Raw genomic sequence first — 20990 nt, forward strand, 5'->3', positions numbered from 1 at the left:
AGATTAAAAATCTATTAAAGGCTGTAGAATGAATCATTCTACAGCCTTTTTTTATTGTGTTCATACGGGACAAATTTCATGACATAAGGTAATAATGTATGCCTAAACGTAAGGAGGATTAAAATGAATAACCTTCCAATTCATGCAAAACTTAAAGTAAATAAGGATACTTTCTTCCTCCCCGATTCAAACGGGGGTGTCTATTTTCGAAATAACGCCAGTTCATTTCGTATGGACGGTGATGGAATTTATGACTGGATTGAAAAATTAATACCAATGTTTAACGGGAATTATTCTTTAGCCGAAATAACCGATGGCCTCCCTCTCCCCTATCAAAACCGTGTATTTGAAATTGGAGAGATTTTATATGAAAATGGTTTCGTTCGTGATGCAAATCAAGATGCACCTCATGAATTAAACAGTACATTACTCGACAGATATGCTTCGCAAATTGAATTTTTAGAAGCCGATTCTCATTCAGGTGCTTTAAAATTCGAAACGTACCGCGGAGCAAATGTCCTTGTACTTGGTTCTGGGGATATGCTCACTTCCTTAGTTTCTTCTTTATTAGAATCTGGTTTACCTACATTTTATTACCTCGTTACAGATCGGGATGAAACAAACTATGACAGAATACATGAGCTAATAGAACGTGCATATGAAGTTGATAACAGTGTACTCCTTCAAGAAATCGATACTACAATTGACCGTCCCTTGCATGAAGTATTCGAACCTTTTGATTGGATTTTATATGTTTCTCAAAACGGAGACATTGACGGTTTAAAAACAGTTCACACTATTTGTAGAGAAACGAAAAAGAATTTTATACCAGCTATTTGTTTATCAACACTCGGTATAGCTGGACCTGTCGTAATGGAAAACCGTGATGAATGCTGGGAATCCGCATGGCATCGACTACATGAAACGACTTTGCAAAATGAAAATTCATCGGATTCCTTCTCACAAATTACATCTGCCATGTTAGCAAATGTAATCGTTTTTGAATTGTTTAAACATGTCGCGGATGATTCATATCGTGAAAAAGAATCACAATTCTTTTTATTAAACTATGAAACACTTGAAGGAACGTGGCATCCTTTTATAAAACACCCTCTTGCAACTGATGAAAGTTTTACAATTGATACGATAGAAAATCTTTCTGAAAAACTTGAGCATCGGTCGAACCAACATACTTCAACTGATGTATTCCGCTTTTTCGACTCATTAACTTCTAAAGAAGCCGGTATATTCCATGTATGGGATGAACAAGATTCATATCAATTACCGTTATCACAGTGCTATATTCAAGTAGCCACTCCACTATCAGATGGCCCAGCTCCCCTTCTGCCTCTTATGACTTGCAGTGGATTGACTCATAATGAAGCACGCCGAGAAGCCGGTTTAACAGGAATTGAAACATATGTAGCAGAAATCATTCACCGTCTTATTCCTGAACATAACGATATCGGTATCGGTGCTGGAGAAACGATGACAGAAGGATTTTACCGGGCACTACAACAACATTTAAACAATAAACTGTATGAGCGGCAGTCACATATGCTAGAAGAACTTACAACGATTGATTTAACTGATATTCACGATAAACATTGTAGATTTTATTACGATGCTCTTGCTACAATTCATGAAACACCTAAAATTGCAATGAGTGAAGAGATTCTCAGTTTTCCAGTCATTTGGATTGGTATAAATGATAGATGGTACGGTGCATCTAATATTAATATGACGTTAGCGTTACGAAGCGCACTACAACTATCACTGCTCCACATTCAAAGTGAAGAGACTCCTTACAGAGCTAATATCTTGCCTGAATCATCTATTATTTTATATGACACGGATTCTTTTAGAGTGGAAATACAAGCGGAAGAAGAAATTCCAAGTGTGCAATCTTTACAGCTTGCCTTACAGCATTTAGAAGAACATAATTTTTATCCCTTCGTGTTTGATTTAGCAATCGAACCATTTTTGAAAGAAAACTTAGACGGTGTGTATGGGGTATTAATTGCAAAGGAGGACGGTCTATGACTCAAAATATATTACTTATAGGGGATGGCCTTCTTGCAGACTATGTACATGATCAATTATGCAAACAATATTCCATCATTCGTCAGCATACCCTTACAGAAGAACTTCCTGAAAATATTCATCTCGCTCTCGTATTACATGACGGATCTCCTTCTACTATTCATCATGACGCTGAGCTAATTTTTCGGTCAAATCATATTCCGTGGTTACGTGGTTTTACTTCATTTGGCGAAGGTATTATCGGTCCTTACATTCATCCTCTTACGCCCGGATGTTCCCATTGTTCTGATGGACGCCGTTTTATCGCTGGCTTTGATCAAAAAGAAATGTGGGAACTACAGCGGAAATATGCCTTTAAAGCAGATAATGTAACGAGGCGTGATGTACGTGCCACCCAAAATGGAATGTTACAAATGTGCCATCTTATTTGCGCAGAAACAGAAAAAATATTAACTCATAACCATTCTTCTTTAGAAAATGAACTTATTTTACTAAACTTACAAACATTACAATGTACGCGGCATTCTTTTCTTCCAGATCCTCTCTGTCCTGTATGTAGTAATTTACCTGATGATACTGCGGATGCGGCGGAAGTTTCTTTACAACCGAGTTTAAAAGTAAGCACCGAAACGTATCGCTGCCGTTCCATTCATGAATTAAACACATTTTTAACGAGAGACTATTTAGATTATCGGGTCGGTATGTTGAACGGCAAAATGCAGCATTCTGTATTACCATTCGCTGACGTCATTATAAACATGCCATTGATGTTTGGAAATGAAGGTGTTGCAGGCCGAACCCATTCATTTGCAGTGAGTGAAGCAACTGCTATTTTAGAAGGTTTAGAACGATATTGCGGTATGTCGCCTCGCGGGAAAAAGACAAATGTGCATGGTAGTTTTCATGATTTAGAGGAACATGCACTAAATCCCCTCTCGCTCGGTGTACATACAAATGAACATTACAATCGTGATAATTTTCCATTTAAACCGTTTGATCCTGATTATGAGCAAAACTGGGTATGGGGATATTCTTTATCACAAAACAGACCGCTTTTAGTTCCTGAATCAATTGCTTATTATAGCCTCGGTCATCGAGATGCTTTCGTGTATGAAACATCAAATGGATGTGCAATTGGCGGTAGTTTAGAAGAAGCGATTTTTCACGGTATTTTAGAAATTGTAGAGCGTGATGCCTTCTTACTCACTTGGTATGCAGAATTACCTCTTCCCCGCCTTGATCTGAGTTCAGCAAATGATACAGAATTACAATTAATGATCCAGCGGTTACGTACGATTACCGGGTATGAATTACACGCTTTTAATGCGACGATGGAACACGGCATCCCGAGCTTATGGGTAATTGCAAAAAATACGCGTGAAAATGGAATGAACGTTGTTTGTGCGGGAGGCGCTCATTTAGATCCTATTCGAGCCTTAAAAAGCGCCATTCAAGAAATAGCAGGCATGTTACTAATAACAGACGATGAGCTCGAGCACAAAAGAGAATACTACGAAAAGTGCTTACAAGATCCTTATTTCGTTAATAAAATGGAAGACCATAGTATGCTGTACGGATTGAAAGAAACGGAAGAACGTCTTCACTTCCTTTTACGAGAAGATGCACCGGTGCAAACGTTCCAAGAAATAAATGTATCACAATCATTTGATATGGATTTAACATCCGATCTCCACCAACTTTTAAATCGTTTGCATCAATCTGACCTTGAAGTAATCGTTGTAGATCAAACCGTTCCCCTTATAGAAAAGAACGGACTACACTGTGTAAAAGTTATTATTCCAGGTATGTTACCGATGACGTTCGGACACCATCTTACTCGGGTTACAGGACTGGACCGGGTATATACCGTACCGATGACACTTGGATATACAGACGAACCTTTAACAAATGAAAGATTAAATCCACATCCACATCCGTTTCCATAGTAAAGGAGGGATTTCATGCAGCTAGATACTTTTTTACATCATCTCCATTTCTCTATCGATGAAATTATGCCAAATCATGAGGTGGACTGGAAAGACGCACCGCTTCCTTATAAATTATATCGAAATGTACCTACCATCCCGCTCTCCTTAGAAATCCCGTTATCTTTATCGAACTCTTCTACTACACCTACTCTAAATGAGATTGGTCACTACCTTTGGTATTCATTTGGTGTAACACAATTATGTCAGCTAAATAGCGAGAGAAATGTATTACGTAGATCCATTCCTTCAGGCGGTGCCTTATACCCGAATGAATTGTATATCTATTTAAAGATTGACGATTATCCAGACGGCATTTACCATTATGACGCCGCGCATCACCGACTTATTTTACTTCGCGAAGGAAATTTCGATTCTTATTTAGCAGACGCACTCGGTAATCGCTGTAACATACAGGATTGTTTCGGTGCTGCATTCGTATCCACTATGTTTTGGAAAAACTTCTTTAAATACAATAACTTTTCATATCGACTTCAAGGATTAGATAGCGGGGTCCTCATTGGACAATTGCTAGAATGTGCAAAGCAATTCGGTTATACAAACGGCGTATACTTTCAATTTCTAGACCGTGCACTGAACCATTTACTCGGATTGTCAGAAGGTGAAGAAAGTGTGTATGCCGTTATTCCTTTAAGTACAGAGCCAGAAACTAATTGGTTTCACAATGATTACCGTGAAAATAAAACAGTTACTTCTCATGAGTTGTTGCAACAAATTCCGCCGCTCGCACATGAACATTTCATTCGCTCAAAACATGTAGGTGAATATCCGATGATAACAAAAATAAATGAAGCTTCTATGATCGAATCAACAGCACACTTCCAAACACTACATCATGAAGAGCACTATCAACATAATCCGTACGCTGTACAGCTACCAAAAGTAGAACGGTTATCGTATGATTTCCTACAACTTTGTAAAAAACGATATTCTCCTGATGCGGATTTTATTTTAACGAAATGGGATGCAGCTGAGCTCGCTACTTTACTACAAGAAGCGAGTCTCTCCTTCCCCTATTACAACGACCTTGACGGTAAGTATACAAATGAAAATACACGCGTCTCCGTATACGGATGTTTTTATAACGTGAAAAATATTAAAAACGGGGCTTACGCTTATAACAGTAAAACACATTCCATACAACCAATTCGATATGGAGACCTTCGCTACCCACTTCAGTCTAGTATGACGATGGATAACGTAAACCTTTTTCAAGTACCACTTTGCCTACATGTAGTCGGAAAGAAAGATTATTATACAAATGCATTAGGCTATAGAGGGTACCGTATTCATCAAATGGAAGCAGGTATACTCGTTCATAAACTCGTTTTTGCAGCGACCGCGATGGGGATGGGCGGGCATCCTTTACTTAGTTTTGATACAAATTCATGTGATCAATTGTACGGAATAGATGCTGGGAATGAAACATCTCTTATTCAAGTTCCAGTTGGGGCATATCGAGCGCGGAATTGGTTAAAAGGGGCTTTGCATTGTTAGAAGCACGCCGTCTATCGGCGTGCTTTTTTACTAGATTAACTTAAAAATACTCTTAATTTGTCTTGCAAATAACCAATTTTTCGTACCGTAGTTATCATTTAAACTATCTAAATTGATAGATTGTCCGTTAGCAAACTTTAATTCTAACGTAGTATTTTTGTCATTTGTTTTTAAGTTACTATTTGTAATGTCATCATACTTTAATTTTTCAATCTCAATATATTCGTCTTTTTCTTGTCCAATCACGACATGGTCTTGGAAGAAGAAAAATACTTCTACTTTTTTACCGAAACAAAATACATTTTTCGTATAAATTAATGTCGCGTTATCAAGTCCGACACATACTTCTTTCATTTCTTCCACAACGTGTCCAAAGTCTTCTTCATGTCTTGTATTTGATTCAACAATCCATTCTTCGATTGTTTTCATGTTAATTGCCATACTGCGCCCCCTGGTTCGTTCATTGCTTCGTTTAAAAAATAAATACTATATGACAATATAAGCGATACGTACTATGTTTTCAAGGGGAAAGGGTATATTCAAAATAAAGTGAAACTTTATTTACTCCCTCATTGTAAAAAAAATAGCACTTTAAAAAGTGCTATTCCGCTCTCCTTGCCGCTTGCTGAATTGGGTCCCAAACGCTGTTATATGGTGGTGCATAACTTAAGTCGACATCTTCTAAATCGTGAATACTCATTTTATTGAAAAGTGCCATTGCAATCACATCAATCCGTTTATCTACGCCTTCTTCTCCAATTACTTGCCCGCCCAATAATTGTTTCGTATCGGATCGATATAGTAATTTCAAGTAAAGTGGTTTTGCATTTGGATAATAGCCCGCCATATTTGTAGAATCTACTTTAACTGTTTTATACGGGATGTGTAGCCCTTTCGCTTCTTTTTCATTTAATCCTGTTCTTGCAAGCGTCAAATCCATAAATTTAATAATACCTGTACCTAACGTACCTTTAAAGGCTCTTCGTTTATCCAGCATGTTCAGTCCAGCAAGTCGCCCTTGTTTATTGGCAGTCGTTCCGAGCGGGATATGATCATGAATTTCCTTTATAACGTGGTAATGTGTTGCGCAATCACCAGCTGCATATACGTCTTGCACATTCGTTTGCATATATGCATTTACTTCAATTGCCCCTTTATGATTCTTACGTATATTTGTCCCTTCAAGGAAATCAGTATTTGGCTTCACTCCGACAGATACTAAAACAAGATCCGCTTTATACGTACCTTTATCCGTTTCAACTACTTCTACTCGTTCATTCCCTTTGAATGCTTTTACATTTTCATTCGTTAAAATTTCAATATGATGCTTATCTGCTTCTTTATGTATGTACTCTGCCATATCTGCATCATAAATCGTACCGATATGATCATTTCGCTCAATCATTCTTACTTTCTTACCAAGTTCGACGAATGTTTCTGCCATCTCAAGTCCAATGGCACCACCGCCAATAATCGTTACATCTTCAACTTTATTCGTTTCTAGCGTTTTTAATATGCGCTCAGCATCAGGAATTGTTTTTAAAAGATGAACGCCTTGTAATTCCCGTCCTTCCCATTCTGGCATAACAGGACGCACTCCAGTCGCAATTAATAATCGATCGTACGGAAATTCAAAGACATCTTTCGTCTTCGTATGCTCTGCGTACACCATTTTCTTTTCCGTATCTACTTTCGTTACTTCATGACGCACTTTCGCATCAATTCCATATTTCTCACGAAACGTCTTTACGTTACGCGCGATTAACTTTTCAGTTGAAGCGATAGCACCACTAATGACGTACGGTAATCCACACTGAGCGTACGAATAAATTTCACCTTTTTCTAAAGTTACAACATTTGCATTTTCATCGTTTCTAACAATTTGCATAGCTGCACTCATACCAGCTGCATCTCCGCCAATAATGACATAGTTCACTTTACCACTCCTTCTTTTTTACATACTCTTTACGTTTTCCATATTTTATAGAAATAACACCTACTTCCATTGTAAAGAAAGAGAATTTCATCTTCAAATTTTGTGCACAAACCTATGCTTGAATAGGTAACTGTCGTGTCTTATAAACAATATGTTTAATATGCTATAACAGTAACAATTGAAAGTAGGTGAAACATACATGTGCGCCGGCCTTCTCGCTCAAACTCCAGAGGAACCGAAAGAACCAAAACCCGCCTTGTCGCTTGATCAAGAATTCTCTATTAACGCAACCATCTATAGTGCTCGTGCTTGGTTATCTAATGATGAGACTTTCCCACAAACGATTTGGAAAGGCTCTCGCTTCGCTTCAGCATCACACGCTGGCAAGTCCATCTTACCAATCGGCACTGTAAAAATTTTGAACTTATCTGATGATACAATAACAGTTACTGCATCATCAGAATCAGATGATAATCTCAAAATAGTCGTACCCCCTCATTCTGAAGGTGTTTTAACATCTAATGGTTTATCTGATGTGCAAGCAAGTACATCAGGAGGAGCAAGTAAAGTCACATTTCTCTTTCATATCTTTTTCTCAAGGGATCCTGGTTCAGATAAAAAACCATAAAAAAGGTACAGTTATGCACTGTACTTTTTTCATGTGTTCTATTCTCTTGATTTGATTAGTTCAATATTATAAGTTTCGATATCTGTTAACGTTCCTGTAAAGTAAGGATTTTCTCTATACCAAGACTGTTTTGCAAAATACGCTTGCATATCTTTCGTTTGAAAAATATGTCCATGCCTTGCATATATTTCATTTCTAGCAATTTTCAACTGCTCTTTCGATAAATATGTTAAATCTGCGCTCGTTAATTTTCGAATATCACTATCAGGAAAGATGAAACCATTATATACATACCCAGTCGCGGGCGTTGGAGTAACATTATAAACAACTGTTTTTTCTGTACTTTTCTTTTGGAATGGAAGATTATAAGACGAAAGTGCCGTTACCGTCTCTACTTGTGTCGTTTCCCGTCCGCTTTCTCCATTTCGTTCTAAATAAATCGTCGCACTTCCATCAGTCGCTACTGGCCCCCATGTAATTTCTTCTCCTGCCAGCGCTGTAACCGGTTTTTGATTTACGTACAATGTTGCACCCGGCGCGTTCGTTTGAACTGTAATATATTGACCTTGCAACGTTAAATCTATCGTTACGTTATTTTGGCTCTGTTTCATAAGTACAACCTTTTCCTCACGAGATAATTTTACATAGTCATTTTTATAATCTGATTGAAACACTTGATTTCCCGGAAGAAATGGCCCATATTGCTTCTCAAACCTTTTGTCATCTGTCTTATCAATTTCTTTTCCGTTCATTTTTAACGATACGCCTTTTTCATTTGTAAGCAAAGTTGTATAGTACGTCTTCGCTTTCAATTTATATCGATCAAATATAAAGAAATACTTTCCGTCTTTCGTTAATGAAAAATCAGCTCTTTCTATTCCGTCCCGTTGTTTTTCACCTTGTCTCAAATATCCTTTTAATTCATTTACGTAAGATGGATTTTCTTTTATATATGAAAATAGGGGCTTTACACTCTCTCTCGTTATCATAACCGATGGATCATCTGCCGTAACGATCTCAGCTAATTTCTCTCCGTCCCTCTCTTGTAAAATCGTAATCATCCGGTCTACTTGTGCCAGCTGCGTATAATACGACGATCCGTACAAATACAATCCAATAATCACTATAACAAATAGCGCTAACAGTGTAATGCCAACTTTTGCACCACCGCTCATGTTCTTCTTTACTACAGGACGTCCCCTCTTCGACCCGCAGTTTTGACAAAATTGCAAACCATCTTCAAACTGAACTCCGCACTTTGTACATACATTCATTCAGTCAACCACCTTTTCATTAGAAGCCAGTTATTCCCTGTGTTAAGGCTTGAATTATCGTGCTAATGTAAGACCAAAGTACAATGAACGTTGCAATTCCAATTAAAACATTTGCAATAATAAGTGTGTAAACGAGATCTAATCCGCCATTGTCTAGCTTTAATACGGCTACAGTTATACTAATCCCTATATAAGTTGCAGCTACGGATAATAATATAGGTAAGAAAAAGATTAATAAGAAACTAAAAAGAAAAGAAAGGACTAATATGACAATAGCCGGCGTCGCTATCGTTCCCCATATACCAAATACTTCAAGAAACGAAAAAGATGATTTCATCATCTTGCCACTTACAAAAATAATAAATCCGACAAATAAAGTTAAAATTAATAAAAAGAAAAAGACCGTTATAGATTCTCCAAAAAACGTGGGAGTAGATATATCTGGTGCAAATGTTCTCGTAACTGCTGATGCTGCACTCATCATTCTATAAAAAATACATGCTCCTAAAAAACAAATAAGAACAAGACTTACAATTCCATTTCGCACTTCAATAGCGCCGCTTTTCATAATCGCTGTCGGTGCTTGTAATGCATGTTTAAAAAATTGAAAATAGCCGCTCGCAAACCGTTTCGCTTGCTCTACCGTTTCATTTGGCCGAGCTTCCTTTGCTTGTGCCGCACGTGCTTGTTCCGGCCCTTCTTCTTGGCCACTACTTGCCACTACTTCTTCCGTTAACGAATGTCCACAATTCCCGCAAAACTTTGCCTCCGCTGCATTTTCTGTATGACATGACGGACATTTCATTCTCTTATCCCTCCTTAAGCATATACCATATAGGGTGTTACAAGTTCAATATATGACTTTGGACATAAAACATGACTACAAGAAAAAGATTCTGAAATCCTTCTTCCGAAAGAAAATATATGTGCTAGTAATCTTGAAAAAAAATGCTATTATGAAACAGAATAAATAATATTTTTAACAGATTGGATGACTGGCAATGGAATTGGTAAACTCAATTTTTCAAATACTCCTTACAAGCGTAATCCAATTATTATCTTTAATTGGCGTTATCATTGTAATTGGATTTCTATTAGGCTATTTAGAATCTCTCACACGCATGTATTGGTCGAGAGCTTTCGGAAGAAAAGGATTCCTATTAACGGCTTGGATTGGTGTTCCGATTCACGAACTTGGACATGCCATTATGTGCGTGCTGTTCCGTCATAAGATTGTAGCAACGCAGTTCTTCCCGACAGATACAAGTCAAGGGGCTTTAGGTTACGTACAACATCAATACAATCAAAAAAGTGTGTATCAACGGATTGGGAATTTCTTCATCGGCATTGGGCCTATTATTTCTGGTATTACTGCACTAATCCTTTTAATGCGCTATTTCGTACCAGAATCATATTTTTTATTTAATACAACTCTCGAAAAAACGATTGCTTCTACCTCTATTAATATAGAAATGATCCAAAACATGCTCTTGTCGACGTTTGTATTATTGAAAAGCTTATTTACAATCGGTAATTTATTGAATCCTTCCTTTTGGTTATTTTTATTTATCGCCATTTGCATTTCCGCACATATCGCTTTAAGTAAACCAGACATTAAAGGATCAATAGACGGAGTTATCGTCATGTTTATCGTTTTATTTTTATTCAACATCATCGCGGGACTGTTTCAATACGACAGTAACCAGCTACTTGGACAGGTTATGAAATATAATATGTATCTCATTGCGTTTTCTAGTGTAGCACTGCTTTTCTCTTGTATTTCTACACTTGTAAGTTTTGGGTTTTATAAAATAAGAAGAGGGCGTTCTTTTTGAACGCCCTCTTCTTATTAATTATTCCCCTTATAATCACAATGCTCAACCGGAACACGAGCATGCCCCTCTTCATCGGTACACCATGACTGTGATTGGAATGCAAGAAAGATACCAATCCATTCTTCTTCCTTCTCGAAGTGAATGAGTATTCCTCCGTCTTGCCATATGCCATCATCACCTTGCCATTTTTCTACATTCCCTTGATTCATGTGAATATCATGTATACCGTTTCCTGGTTTGAAATGAAAATAGGAATCTGGTGTATTTTCTTCTGGTCCCCATCTTTCGCCAAATGCGTAAATAATTGCTTTTTCTTCTATCGCTCGTTTTATATAACGTTCTATTTTTTCATTTAAATCATTATCTGCTCCTGCTTTTTCGGGAGGCAAAGGAATCATTTGTTTTGAGTCAAATAGATTTCCTCTTACATAATCTAAAGCTACTTTCGGTTCATTGTTTTTTATTTCTGTAAAACCGAATGGTAATGTCGGTAAAATATGAATCGCCTCTGACCTAATATTGTTACTCGCAAAATATAAAACTTCTGACGGATAACTTTGCGATTTTACGTTAATTGCAATACGATAATCTACTCCTGTCTCGCCCTGTAAATGAACTTGATAATGAGGTGTTTTCCCTTTTCCAATCTTTGATTGTATAACTGTACCTTTTAACACACCGTAGTTTTTTAGGGGCATACATTTCATCTCCTATTCATTTAGTAGCAGCTATTCATATTTAAATCATTATCCATTCATAAAAAAAATCCTCCTATGTTAGGAGGATTTTTAATTTCTCAACATATACCAAACAATAACCTCTACCACTACAAGTAAAACCGCACCAAAGATCATTAACGTCGTCTTCTTTAATAGTTCATTTTCACGGTAAGGGATATTACATAAGTAAGCACCTAATGTAATCCGTGATGGACAAGCGATTGTCGCTACTGATGATGCGGTGTTTTGAAGTGTTGTGACATATTGCCACGGGAGTGCTACGTTTTGTGCAGTTTGCATTTGTAGTTTTATAAACATTGCATTTGATCCTGCGTTACTACCTGTTAAAAATCCACCAATAGCGCCAATAAACGGAGCAACGAAAACGAAAAACGTTCCAAATGTGTCACCAGCTGTCTTTGCGAGTAATGAATGCATGCCTGATGCACCCATTAGTTCTGAAATGGCGATAAACATTGTCGTCGTAATCGCAAAAGGAATCCATTGTTTTATCGTTTGTGAGAGTGATTGTTTCATAATATTAGACGGGATGCGGAAGAAAATAATAGTAAATAAGCAAGTCATACCGAGCCAAAATCCTGGTGAATATAGTAACTCTAGTTTGTAAGAGTATGATTTCAAATCAAGAACCGCATATGATCTAAACAAATCATGTAATGCTGGAACGAGGCGGGAGAGTAAAATACAAACTGTTAGAAATATATAAGGGCTAATAATTTTTATAATGGATATTTCTCTTTCCGTTGCCGCCGCATGTTCTGTTATAAGATTTTGCCCACTTTTTCCTTTTAATTTAATGATAAGAAAGCCAAATGTAATCGTAACGATAGAACTTAATATCCCGGCTAGTTCAACACTTACGTACGCATTAGAAAGATAGATTCCGAGAGAAAATAATAGAAAGAATCCTACTCCTTCTTTCCACTTTTCTATAACCGCTTGCCAGCCGCCAACAACGTGTAAAGAAAGAATAACAAAGTAAGCAAACATCGGAATACTTAATAGCGCTGTATTTGTACCAAGTGTTGTAAGAGGCATATTTATTAGCTGCGAACCGATAATCGTACCAGTTGCCATTGCGCCCCATGAACTAGCTAGTAAGCCGATGAATGAGAGCAGTACAGCTTGAAATGGTTTATATCCTAGTGAAAGAAAAATAGGTGCTGCAACCATGAAGCCGATACCGAATCCACTTACTGATTCAATAAGCGGGCAAATGCCAAAACACATAAGCAGCATTTGTAATAAGCGATCCTGAGTAACTGCTTCTAGAAAACGTGCTACTTGATCGATGTACCCCATTTTGTTCATGAGGTGAAATAAAAAAATACCGAAAAATAAAACGTACCCGACAATAAAACAAATTAACCATCCTTTAATCGTTGCGTGCACAGTTTCACTTATCCCTAATTGAAACGTTGGCGAGAGTAAAACGATTCCAACAGACACAGCATAAGAAATTAACGAGGACCTTAATGACGTTTGTTTAAATAAAAATAAACAAATGAAAATCATCATAATTGGGATAAGTGCCAACAATATGGCCATGTTATCATCTCATTTCTTTTAAAATACAATTTTTAACTATTATATAACAGATGCTATAATTTTCAATTGTTTTTACAACAGATTCAAAAAAGGAACCAAACGGCTCCTTTTCATTCACTCCCATTTTCTATTATCCTGAAAAACTGTCTGCTTTCCGACTATTTCTTTCAACACAACAAACACAATGTAAGTACATATTGCTTGCAATATAATATTCCAAAATTTCATTAATGTAAATGAATGAATCCGTAGAAATAATTCGTTTAATAATACAATCGAAACGATACTAAATAATTCTATACTAATCGAAAATAGACATATTTCTAAAATAGACTGTTCTTGAATGCGATTTAAGTTAGAAAAGATGAATACATACCCTAAAAATAGAGCCATTAACTCTATTTTCGTCATGCTAATAAGCCAAGCGTATAATGGTACAGTTAAAAATAGATATAGTAATTTACGTCTTAGCATGCCTTCTCCTCCTCTGAATTATATGTATTTTCTGTATATTTTAACATTTATTACGCAAAACAAAAAGAAGAGACTACGCCTCTTCTTTTTGTTTTGTTGCATATATTAATTCACATATTTCTTCTCGCTTTTCATTTTCTAAAAGCTCAATGACCTTACTTCCAACGACAACTCCGTCGCATATTGTAACCATTTCTTCTACATGTTCTTTTGTTGAGATGCCGAATCCAGCGACTACTGGTAAGTTGACGTGTGATTTTACTTTTTCTAAGTAACTATGAATCTCCTCTTTAAAGTTTTGACGTACTCCCGTTACGCCCGCTACTGTAACAGCATAAACGAACCCTTCTGATTCACTCGTAATTTTTTCAATTCTTTCAATAGGACTCGTTACGGTAACGAGTGGAATGAGCGCAATGTTTACCTCTCGAAGTAACGACGCAATAATATTTTGTTCTTCATACGGTAAGTCTGGAACGATGATGCCGTCTACACCTGCTTCTATACAGTTCTCAATGAATCTTTCTTTTCCGAATGCAAGTACCGGATTTAAATATGTCATGAGTACAAACGGAATTTGCACTTCTTTCCTTACCTCTATTAATGCTTGAAAAATACCTTTTACTGTTACGCCGCTATCTAGCGCTCGTTTCCCTGCTCTTTGAATCGTTGGACCGTCTGCGACTGGATCCGAAAAAGGAATGCCGATTTCAACGATGCTCGCTCCTGCTTCATCAAGAAAACGAATTCTTTCTTTTAATTTTTCAAAGCCGCCATCTCCGCCCATTACGTACGGAATAAATGCTTTCTTTCCATTTTCAAACGCTGCTTTAATTTTTTCTACTCCCATTTTTTACACCTCTTCCATATAACGTTTTATACTCTCTACATCTTTATCACCGCGGCCAGATAAACAAATGACAAGCCCTTCATCTTTCTTCATTTGCGGCGCTAATTTTAATGCGTATGCGACAGCATGCGAGCTTTCTAACGCCGGGATAATGCCTTCTTTTTTCGTTAATAATTGAAATGCTTCTAATGCTTCTTCGTCTGTTATCGAATGATAAGAAACGCGGCCAATATCTTTTAGCAAGCTATGTTCTGGACCAACACCTGGATAATCAAGTCCTGCTGAAATAGAGTGTGCTTCTTGAATTTGTCCTTCTTCGTTTTGCAGAAGATACATCATTGATCCGTGGAGAACACCAACGCTTCCTTTCGTTAAAGTTGCTGCATGCTTTTCTGTATGAACGCCTTTTCCAGCTGCTTCTACGCCGTAAAGAGCAACTTCTCCATCGTGTACGAACGGATAAAACATCCCCATCGCATTACTGCCACCGCCAATACAAGCAACGACTGCTTCTGGTAACTTTCCTTCTAACGTCTCATATTGTTTTTTCGTTTCATTTCCAATTACACTTTGGAAATCACGGACAATTTGCGGGAATGGATGTGGTCCGAGAACAGATCCCATAATGTAGTGCGTATCATGCACATGTGAAACCCAGTAACGAAGCGCCTCGTTTACCGCATCTTTTAATGTACCGCTACCTGCCGCTACACTTTCTACTTTCGCTCCGAGTAATTCCATTCGGAACACATTTAATTTTTGACGTCTTACATCTTCTTCTCCCATAAAAATGACGCATTCTAATCCGAGAAGAGCACATACAGTAGCTGTTGCAACTCCGTGTTGTCCAGCTCCTGTTTCAGCGACAACTTTTTTCTTGCCCATTCGCACTGCAAGTAGTGCCTGACCGATTGTATTGTTAATTTTATGAGCTCCTGTATGGTTCAAATCTTCACGTTTTAAATAAATTTTTGCCCCACCGCAATACTTCGTCATATTTTCAGCATAATATAGCGGTGTTTCTCTTCCGACGTACGTTTTTAAATAATGATTTAATTCCTTTTGAAATGCTTCATCTTGCATCGCTTCTTTATATGCTTCTTCTAGTTCTAGTACAGATTGCATTAACGTTTCTGGAACGTATCGTCCTCCGTATATACCGTAATGTCCTTTTTCATCTGGATATGCGTAGTTCATTTGGAACACTCCTTTGCTTTTATAATAAATTGTTTTATTTTCTCTACATCTTTCTTTCCTTCTGTCTCTACTCCGCTGCTCACATCGACCATATAAGGCCGAACAGTTCGAATTGCTTCTTCTATATTAAGAGCGTTTAATCCACCAGCTAATATCGTTTTCTTTCGCAATTCTTTTGGCATATGCCCAAGTAGTTCCCATGAAAATGTCTTTCCATTTCCTCCATGAAACTTTTCTTTCGGGCTATCAAATAATATATAATCCGTTTCATACCTTTGAGCGTTTTTCATATCACTCTCTGAAGTTACTCCTAGCGACTTTATAGACGGAATATTCAATCTTCTAATTTGATGATTGTTTTCATCCCCATGTAGTTGTACATGTGTTAACCCACACTCATCTGCAATTTTCCGGATCACTTCTACTGATTCATTTACGAAAACACCAATTTTTAACACGTTGGCTGGAAGCTCCTGAATGATTTCTTTCGCTCTCTTTGGAGTGATTTTCCGTTTACTTTCTGCAAAAACAAATCCGAGTGCATCTGCGCCGTATTCGCACGCACTTTTCGCTGTTTCCACATCAGTGATGCCGCAAATTTTCACTTTCATATATTCACCTTACAATCTTCAAAAAAACTACTAATAGAAGATGATGTCATAAGCGCCTCTCCAACTAATACACCTTTGGCCCCAGCTCTTTTAACACGAATAATATCTTCTTTTGAATGAATGCCACTTTCACTAATCCAAAGTAGTTTCTCCTCATTCAATCTTTTTCCAAGCTTTTCAGTTTGGCTTAAATCTACTTCGAACGTTTTTAAATTACGATTATTAATGCCAATAACGTGCGGATTTAATACAATCGCAGTTTCTAATTCCTGTTCATCATGAACTTCAACAATCGCTTCCAATCCTTTTTCTAACACGTAGCTATACAACTCTTTTAACTTCTCTTTCGTTAACGCTGCTACAATTAGTAAAATAATATCTGCTCCCGCTTCATATGCTCTATCAATTTGAATCTTATCGATTATGAAATCTTTACATAAAAGCGGAATGTTACTTTCTTCTCTTGCTGTTTGTAAATCGTGAAACGACCCTTTAAAAAATTGACCATCTGTTAAAACAGATACTGTTCCTGCACCACATTTCTCATATGTTCCCACTTGTTTTCGTACGTCAACGTGTAAATTGATATCTCCTTTTGATGGTGATGCTCGCTTTACTTCTGCAATGACAGTAAACTGCTGTAACGCTTCTACAAGTGAATGTGTCTTTCTTTTTGTTTTTACTGGTGTATATATTTCATACAACTCCGCAACTTCCTTTTTCTTCTGTTCTACAATTTCATCTAAAATCGTCCCCACTTTAGTTCACCCTTTCTAATTTTTCATTGCTTGCTGCAATTAATAAGTTTAATTTGGTTAATGCTTTTCCAGAGTCAATGCTATGTGCCGCGAGTTTAATTCCTTCTTCAATCGTTTCCGTTTTTCCATTTGCGAAAAGAGCTAGACCTGCATTTAATAAAACTGTATCACGATAAACACTCTTTTCTCCGCTCAATACTTCAAGCGTAATCTTTGCATTTTCTTTTGAATTCCCCCCTCTAATTTCTTCATTTTTCACTCTTGAAAAACCATACTTTTCTGGATCAATACTCATTTCTACTATTTCATTATCTTTTAAAAGGACTACGTGATTTTCCCCTTGTAATGACGCTTCATCTAAAAAACCACTTCCATTTACGACAAGCGCTTGTTTCCGGCCTAACTTTTGTAATACTTCTGCAACTGGTAATAACATATCTCGTTTATAAATACCGACAAATTGTGTTTCTAAATTCACTGGATTTGTTAAAGGACCAATTAAATTAAAGATCGTCGGCACGTTTAACTCTTTTCTTATTTTCATAATGCGCCTTAGTGCTGGATGCATCACTGGTGCAAATAAAAATGCAATGCCCACATGCTCTAGTAAATAATCAATTTCGTTTGGCGTACTACTAATATTTACACCTAGTTCTTCTAATAAGTCTGCACTTCCTGTTTTACTAGAAACAGCACGATTACCATGTTTTGCAACCTTTACACCTGCTCCTGCCAGTACGAATGCTGATGTTGTGCTAATATTAAACGTTTGAGCACCGTCACCACCCGTCCCGCAATTGTCCATTGCTCCTTGTATATGGTTCGAAAACGGCAATGCCTTTTCGCGAAGAGCTCGAACGAGACCGTATATTTCTTCTGCAGTTTCACCTTTCGCTTTCAGTAAGACTAAGAAAGCTGCAATTTCACTTTCTAATATGTTTTCACTTAATAAAAGTAGTCCTGCTTTATACATTTCCTCTTCTGTTAAATGTTGACCCTCCACTAATTTACGAAGATAGTTATTCATACTCTTTCCTCCTCTTTTATTTCTGTTAAAAAGGCACGTATTAACTTTCCGCCTTCTTCTGTTGCGATTGATTCCGGATGAAACTGTAATCCGAAGAGCGGATAATAATTGTGACGGACTGCCATTATCTCTCCGTCGTCCATCGCTGTTGCTAATATGTCAAAACACTCTGGCAAGCTCGTTTGCTCTGCAACAAGGGAATGATAGCGCATTGCCGTTAGCGGCTGTGTAGCGTATGAAAAGATTGACGTTCCGTTATGTTTCACACGCGATGTTTTTCCATGTTTAATACATTCTGCTCTAACAATGTCTCCTCCAAATGCAGCTATGATCGCTTGGTGGCCAAGACAAATCCCTAATATGGGAACGTTCTTATAAAAATGACGGATGACGTCGATACAAATGCCAGCATCCTCTGGTTTTCCTGGTCCTGGTGAAAGTACAATTCCTCTTGGATTCACCTCTTCTAACTGTTCTATCGTTATTTCATCATTTCTTACAACTACAATTTCTTCTTCATGTTCGCCTAACAGTTGATACAAGTTATATGTGAACGAATCGTAATTATCGATAAGTACAATCATTTCATTACCTCCAAAAGCGCTCTCGCTTTATTTAATGTTTCTTCATATTCAGCTACTGGATCTGAATCGTAAACGACTCCTGCTCCTGCCTGAACATATGCTTTTTCATCCTTTACGACCATCGTTCGAATGGCGAGCGCCATATCAAGATTTCCTGAAAAACTAACGTATCCAACTGCACCAGCGTATACATTTCTTTTTTCATTCTCTAGTTCATTTATAATTTCCATCGCTCTAATTTTCGGAGCTCCAGAAACCGTCCCTGCTGGTAAGCAATACGCTAACGCATCAAATCCGCCCATTTGTTTTTGCAATGTTCCGTAAACTTCGGATACAATGTGCATAACGTGAGAATATTTTTCTACTTTCATATATTTATCTATCGTAACCGAGCCGATTTCACTCACTCTACCAATATCGTTTCGCCCAAGATCTACAAGCATCATATGCTCTGCTCGCTCTTTCTCATTGCCTAACAGTTCTTTTGCGATTTCCTCATCTTCCCTCTTCGTTTTCCCCCTCGGCCTTGTACCAGCAATTGGATTCGTCATCACTTTATCCTCCCTTACTGATAGTAAACTTTCCGGCGAGGAACCGAGTACAACATAATCTTGAAAATCGATATAGAACATATATGGTGATGGATTTGCAATTCGAAGTTTTCGGTATAACGCGAATGGATCACCAATACATTCACTTTGTAAACGCTGTGACAGTACGACTTGGAATATGTCTCCGGCTCTTATATGTTCTTTCGCCATTTCTACCATCCCACAAAACTCTTTTTCCGTTATAGAAGAAGTGAATGATAATGTGGATTGTATTGCATTTACTTCAGTTTCTTCTCCTTGTAGCACTTCCTCTTTGTATACTCGTAGCCTTTCGTATACTTCCTCATAATCTGCTGAATCATCTTCCCTGCATACATATACAAACGACAACCTTTGGCGTAAATGATCGTAAACGATAAACTCACGATATAGTAAGAGGTGTACTTCCGGAATATTTAATGGGTCGTGTAAATCCGCTCCAATGTTTTCATACTGCCGAATGACATCATATCCAATATAACCAACTGCTCCTCCGCAAAATGGAAATGGGCTGTCTACTTGTGATGGTGCGATTATTTCTTCTAATACTTGTAGTACGTTACCTTGTAACTTTTCTGCCCGGCCGAAAATCGTTCGTTCCACTTCCGTACCAACGCTTTTCACTTCTCCATAAGGATTACATCCTAAGTAAGAATAACGCCCTTTATCTTGATGAAGCTGTGAACTTTCTAATAAGAATTTCTTCTTCCCTTTCATACGTCTATATAAAGAAATTGGCGTAATGCTATCTCCTTCTTCTTCATCGATTACTAAAAATGTCTTTCTCTCTCTTTTTTGTTTTATAAATTCTTCTTTCGTCATCATGTCCTTCACCTCGCTCTGAAAAATAAAAAAGTCCTCTACATATCGAAAATATGTAGAGGACGATAAATATACCGCGGTACCACCTCGTGTTGGATGCAAAAGCATCCCGCTTTGTTCAGGTACAAAATTTATACCTTATCCTTGTAACGGCGGAACCCGGGTTGCCTACTGAATATAATTGTTCAGCATACCTCTCGTAAGCCCATTCCGTATATGGCACCGTACCGGGCTCCCACCTATTCCCGGCTCTCTGTAACGTCTCCAATATACGTACTCTTCTTACTTAAACGATTTCATTTATTTCATTTTTTATACACAAAAAGGGAGTACTCATCCTATAGAAAGGACGGGTACTCCCGTGGTGCCACCTTAATTCGTTACAAATGTAACGCACTTTACCGTATCAAAAACAATACGTGTCTCTTGTATCGATGAGATCATGTCGCCAAAGCCTACTTCTTTCGTTTCGGTTTGGAAGCTCCGAAGCCCATTCCACATCAATTCCATACTGATTCGCACCAACCATCAGCTCTCTGACATGTTCATCATGTGTACTCTTCTTCATCA

Annotated in this window: 19 protein-coding genes and 2 other annotated features (1 of these 21 cut by a window edge); of the genes, 5 read left to right on the forward strand and 14 right to left on the reverse strand. The window is 37.6% G+C overall.

The window, feature by feature from the left end; translation table 11 throughout:
* The first annotated feature begins 123 nt into the window (after positions 1-123).
* From HMAS_RS17845 to HMAS_RS17855, 3 genes are read left to right on the forward strand one after another with little or no spacing between them, the layout of a single operon-like run.
* Positions 124-2043, forward strand: coding sequence for a putative thiazole-containing bacteriocin maturation protein (locus HMAS_RS17845; RefSeq protein WP_044307144.1), 1920 nt, complete (start codon positions 124-126; stop codon positions 2041-2043).
* Positions 2040-3989 carry a TOMM precursor leader peptide-binding protein gene (locus HMAS_RS17850; RefSeq protein ID WP_044307145.1) on the forward strand — a complete coding sequence of 650 codons (1950 nt, stop codon included), beginning with the start codon at positions 2040-2042 and terminating at the stop codon, positions 3987-3989. Before HMAS_RS17845 ends, HMAS_RS17850 begins: the two co-directional genes overlap by 4 nt.
* Before the next feature lie 15 nt (positions 3990-4004).
* Positions 4005-5546 (forward strand): SagB family peptide dehydrogenase, encoded by a 1542-nt coding sequence (locus tag HMAS_RS17855; RefSeq protein ID WP_044307146.1) that lies wholly within the window; start codon positions 4005-4007, stop codon positions 5544-5546.
* A 30-nt stretch (positions 5547-5576) separates the two neighbouring features.
* On the opposite strand, the gene HMAS_RS17860 is transcribed toward HMAS_RS17855, so the two are convergent.
* Both HMAS_RS17860 and HMAS_RS17865 read right to left on the reverse strand, forming a co-directional pair.
* Entirely contained in the window at positions 5577-5987 is a 411-nt protein-coding gene (locus HMAS_RS17860) for a DUF3908 family protein (RefSeq protein WP_000996808.1), read from the reverse strand.
* A gap of 160 nt (positions 5988-6147) precedes the next feature.
* Positions 6148-7482, reverse strand: coding sequence for a CoA-disulfide reductase (locus HMAS_RS17865; protein ID WP_025709879.1), 1335 nt, complete (start codon positions 7480-7482; stop codon positions 6148-6150).
* A 199-nt stretch (positions 7483-7681) separates the two neighbouring features.
* Here HMAS_RS17865 and HMAS_RS17870 point away from each other — a divergent pair, with 199 nt between their 5' ends.
* The gene (locus tag HMAS_RS17870) at positions 7682-8110 is read left to right on the forward strand and encodes a hypothetical protein (RefSeq protein WP_000332414.1); all 429 of its coding nucleotides are present in this window, start codon (positions 7682-7684) and stop codon (positions 8108-8110) included.
* 38 nt (positions 8111-8148) lie between these two features.
* Here HMAS_RS17870 and HMAS_RS17875 read toward each other — a convergent pair whose 3' ends face one another.
* Positions 8149-9384 (reverse strand): TcaA 3rd/4th domain-containing protein, encoded by a 1236-nt coding sequence (locus HMAS_RS17875; RefSeq protein WP_025709878.1) that lies wholly within the window; start codon positions 9382-9384, stop codon positions 8149-8151.
* Positions 9385-9403: 19 nt separating this feature from the next.
* Entirely contained in the window at positions 9404-10189 is a 786-nt protein-coding gene (locus HMAS_RS17880; RefSeq protein WP_000650087.1) for a zinc ribbon domain-containing protein, read from the reverse strand.
* 196 nt (positions 10190-10385) lie between these two features.
* On the opposite strand from HMAS_RS17880, the gene HMAS_RS17885 reads away from it, so the two are divergent.
* A complete protein-coding gene (locus HMAS_RS17885) occupies positions 10386-11219 on the forward strand; it encodes a hypothetical protein (protein WP_000424525.1) in 834 nt (277 codons plus the stop codon).
* Positions 11220-11233: 14 nt separating this feature from the next.
* Here HMAS_RS17885 and HMAS_RS17890 read toward each other — a convergent pair whose 3' ends face one another.
* The 10 genes from HMAS_RS17890 to trpE all read right to left on the reverse strand — a co-directional run bounded on the left by HMAS_RS17890 (position 11234) and on the right by trpE (position 20423).
* The gene (locus HMAS_RS17890; RefSeq protein ID WP_001128608.1) at positions 11234-11917 is read right to left on the reverse strand and encodes a DUF2278 family protein; all 684 of its coding nucleotides are present in this window, start codon (positions 11915-11917) and stop codon (positions 11234-11236) included.
* A gap of 90 nt (positions 11918-12007) precedes the next feature.
* Complete coding sequence (locus HMAS_RS17895) at positions 12008-13507, reverse strand: L-lactate permease (RefSeq protein ID WP_000996258.1); 1500 nt, start codon at positions 13505-13507, stop codon at positions 12008-12010.
* A gap of 114 nt (positions 13508-13621) precedes the next feature.
* Positions 13622-13981 (reverse strand): DUF4029 domain-containing protein, encoded by a 360-nt coding sequence (locus tag HMAS_RS17900; RefSeq protein ID WP_000946131.1) that lies wholly within the window; start codon positions 13979-13981, stop codon positions 13622-13624.
* Positions 13982-14054: 73 nt separating this feature from the next.
* Entirely contained in the window at positions 14055-14831 is a 777-nt protein-coding gene (gene trpA, locus HMAS_RS17905) for a tryptophan synthase subunit alpha (RefSeq protein ID WP_000537816.1), read from the reverse strand.
* A 3-nt stretch (positions 14832-14834) separates the two neighbouring features.
* Positions 14835-16028 carry a tryptophan synthase subunit beta gene (gene trpB / locus HMAS_RS17910; protein ID WP_001105040.1) on the reverse strand — a complete coding sequence of 398 codons (1194 nt, stop codon included), beginning with the start codon at positions 16026-16028 and terminating at the stop codon, positions 14835-14837.
* Positions 16025-16639 carry a phosphoribosylanthranilate isomerase gene (locus HMAS_RS17915; RefSeq protein WP_044307147.1) on the reverse strand — a complete coding sequence of 205 codons (615 nt, stop codon included), beginning with the start codon at positions 16637-16639 and terminating at the stop codon, positions 16025-16027. Before HMAS_RS17915 ends, trpB begins: the two co-directional genes overlap by 4 nt.
* Positions 16636-17397: an indole-3-glycerol phosphate synthase TrpC gene (gene trpC / locus HMAS_RS17920; RefSeq protein ID WP_000536676.1), complete on the reverse strand. Its 762-nt coding sequence runs from the start codon at positions 17395-17397 to the stop codon at positions 16636-16638. Before trpC ends, HMAS_RS17915 begins: the two co-directional genes overlap by 4 nt.
* A 1-nt stretch (position 17398) precedes the next feature.
* A complete protein-coding gene (trpD, locus tag HMAS_RS17925) occupies positions 17399-18424 on the reverse strand; it encodes an anthranilate phosphoribosyltransferase (protein ID WP_001067365.1) in 1026 nt (341 codons plus the stop codon).
* The gene (locus HMAS_RS17930; RefSeq protein ID WP_000636322.1) at positions 18421-19008 is read right to left on the reverse strand and encodes an aminodeoxychorismate/anthranilate synthase component II; all 588 of its coding nucleotides are present in this window, start codon (positions 19006-19008) and stop codon (positions 18421-18423) included. The genes trpD and HMAS_RS17930 overlap by 4 nt, the downstream gene beginning before the upstream one ends.
* Complete coding sequence (gene trpE / locus HMAS_RS17935) at positions 19005-20423, reverse strand: anthranilate synthase component I (RefSeq protein ID WP_116344947.1); 1419 nt, start codon at positions 20421-20423, stop codon at positions 19005-19007. The genes HMAS_RS17930 and trpE overlap by 4 nt, the downstream gene beginning before the upstream one ends.
* 52 nt (positions 20424-20475) lie before the next feature.
* Positions 20476-20720 (reverse strand) — a binding site (T-box leader).
* Between the two features lie 42 nt (positions 20721-20762).
* Positions 20763-20990 (reverse strand) — a binding site (T-box leader) (it continues 10 nt past the right edge of the window).

It is taken from the genome of Bacillus sp. HMA207 (assembly GCF_003402455.1).
GTDB lineage: Bacteria > Bacillota > Bacilli > Bacillales > Bacillaceae_G > Bacillus_A > Bacillus_A cereus.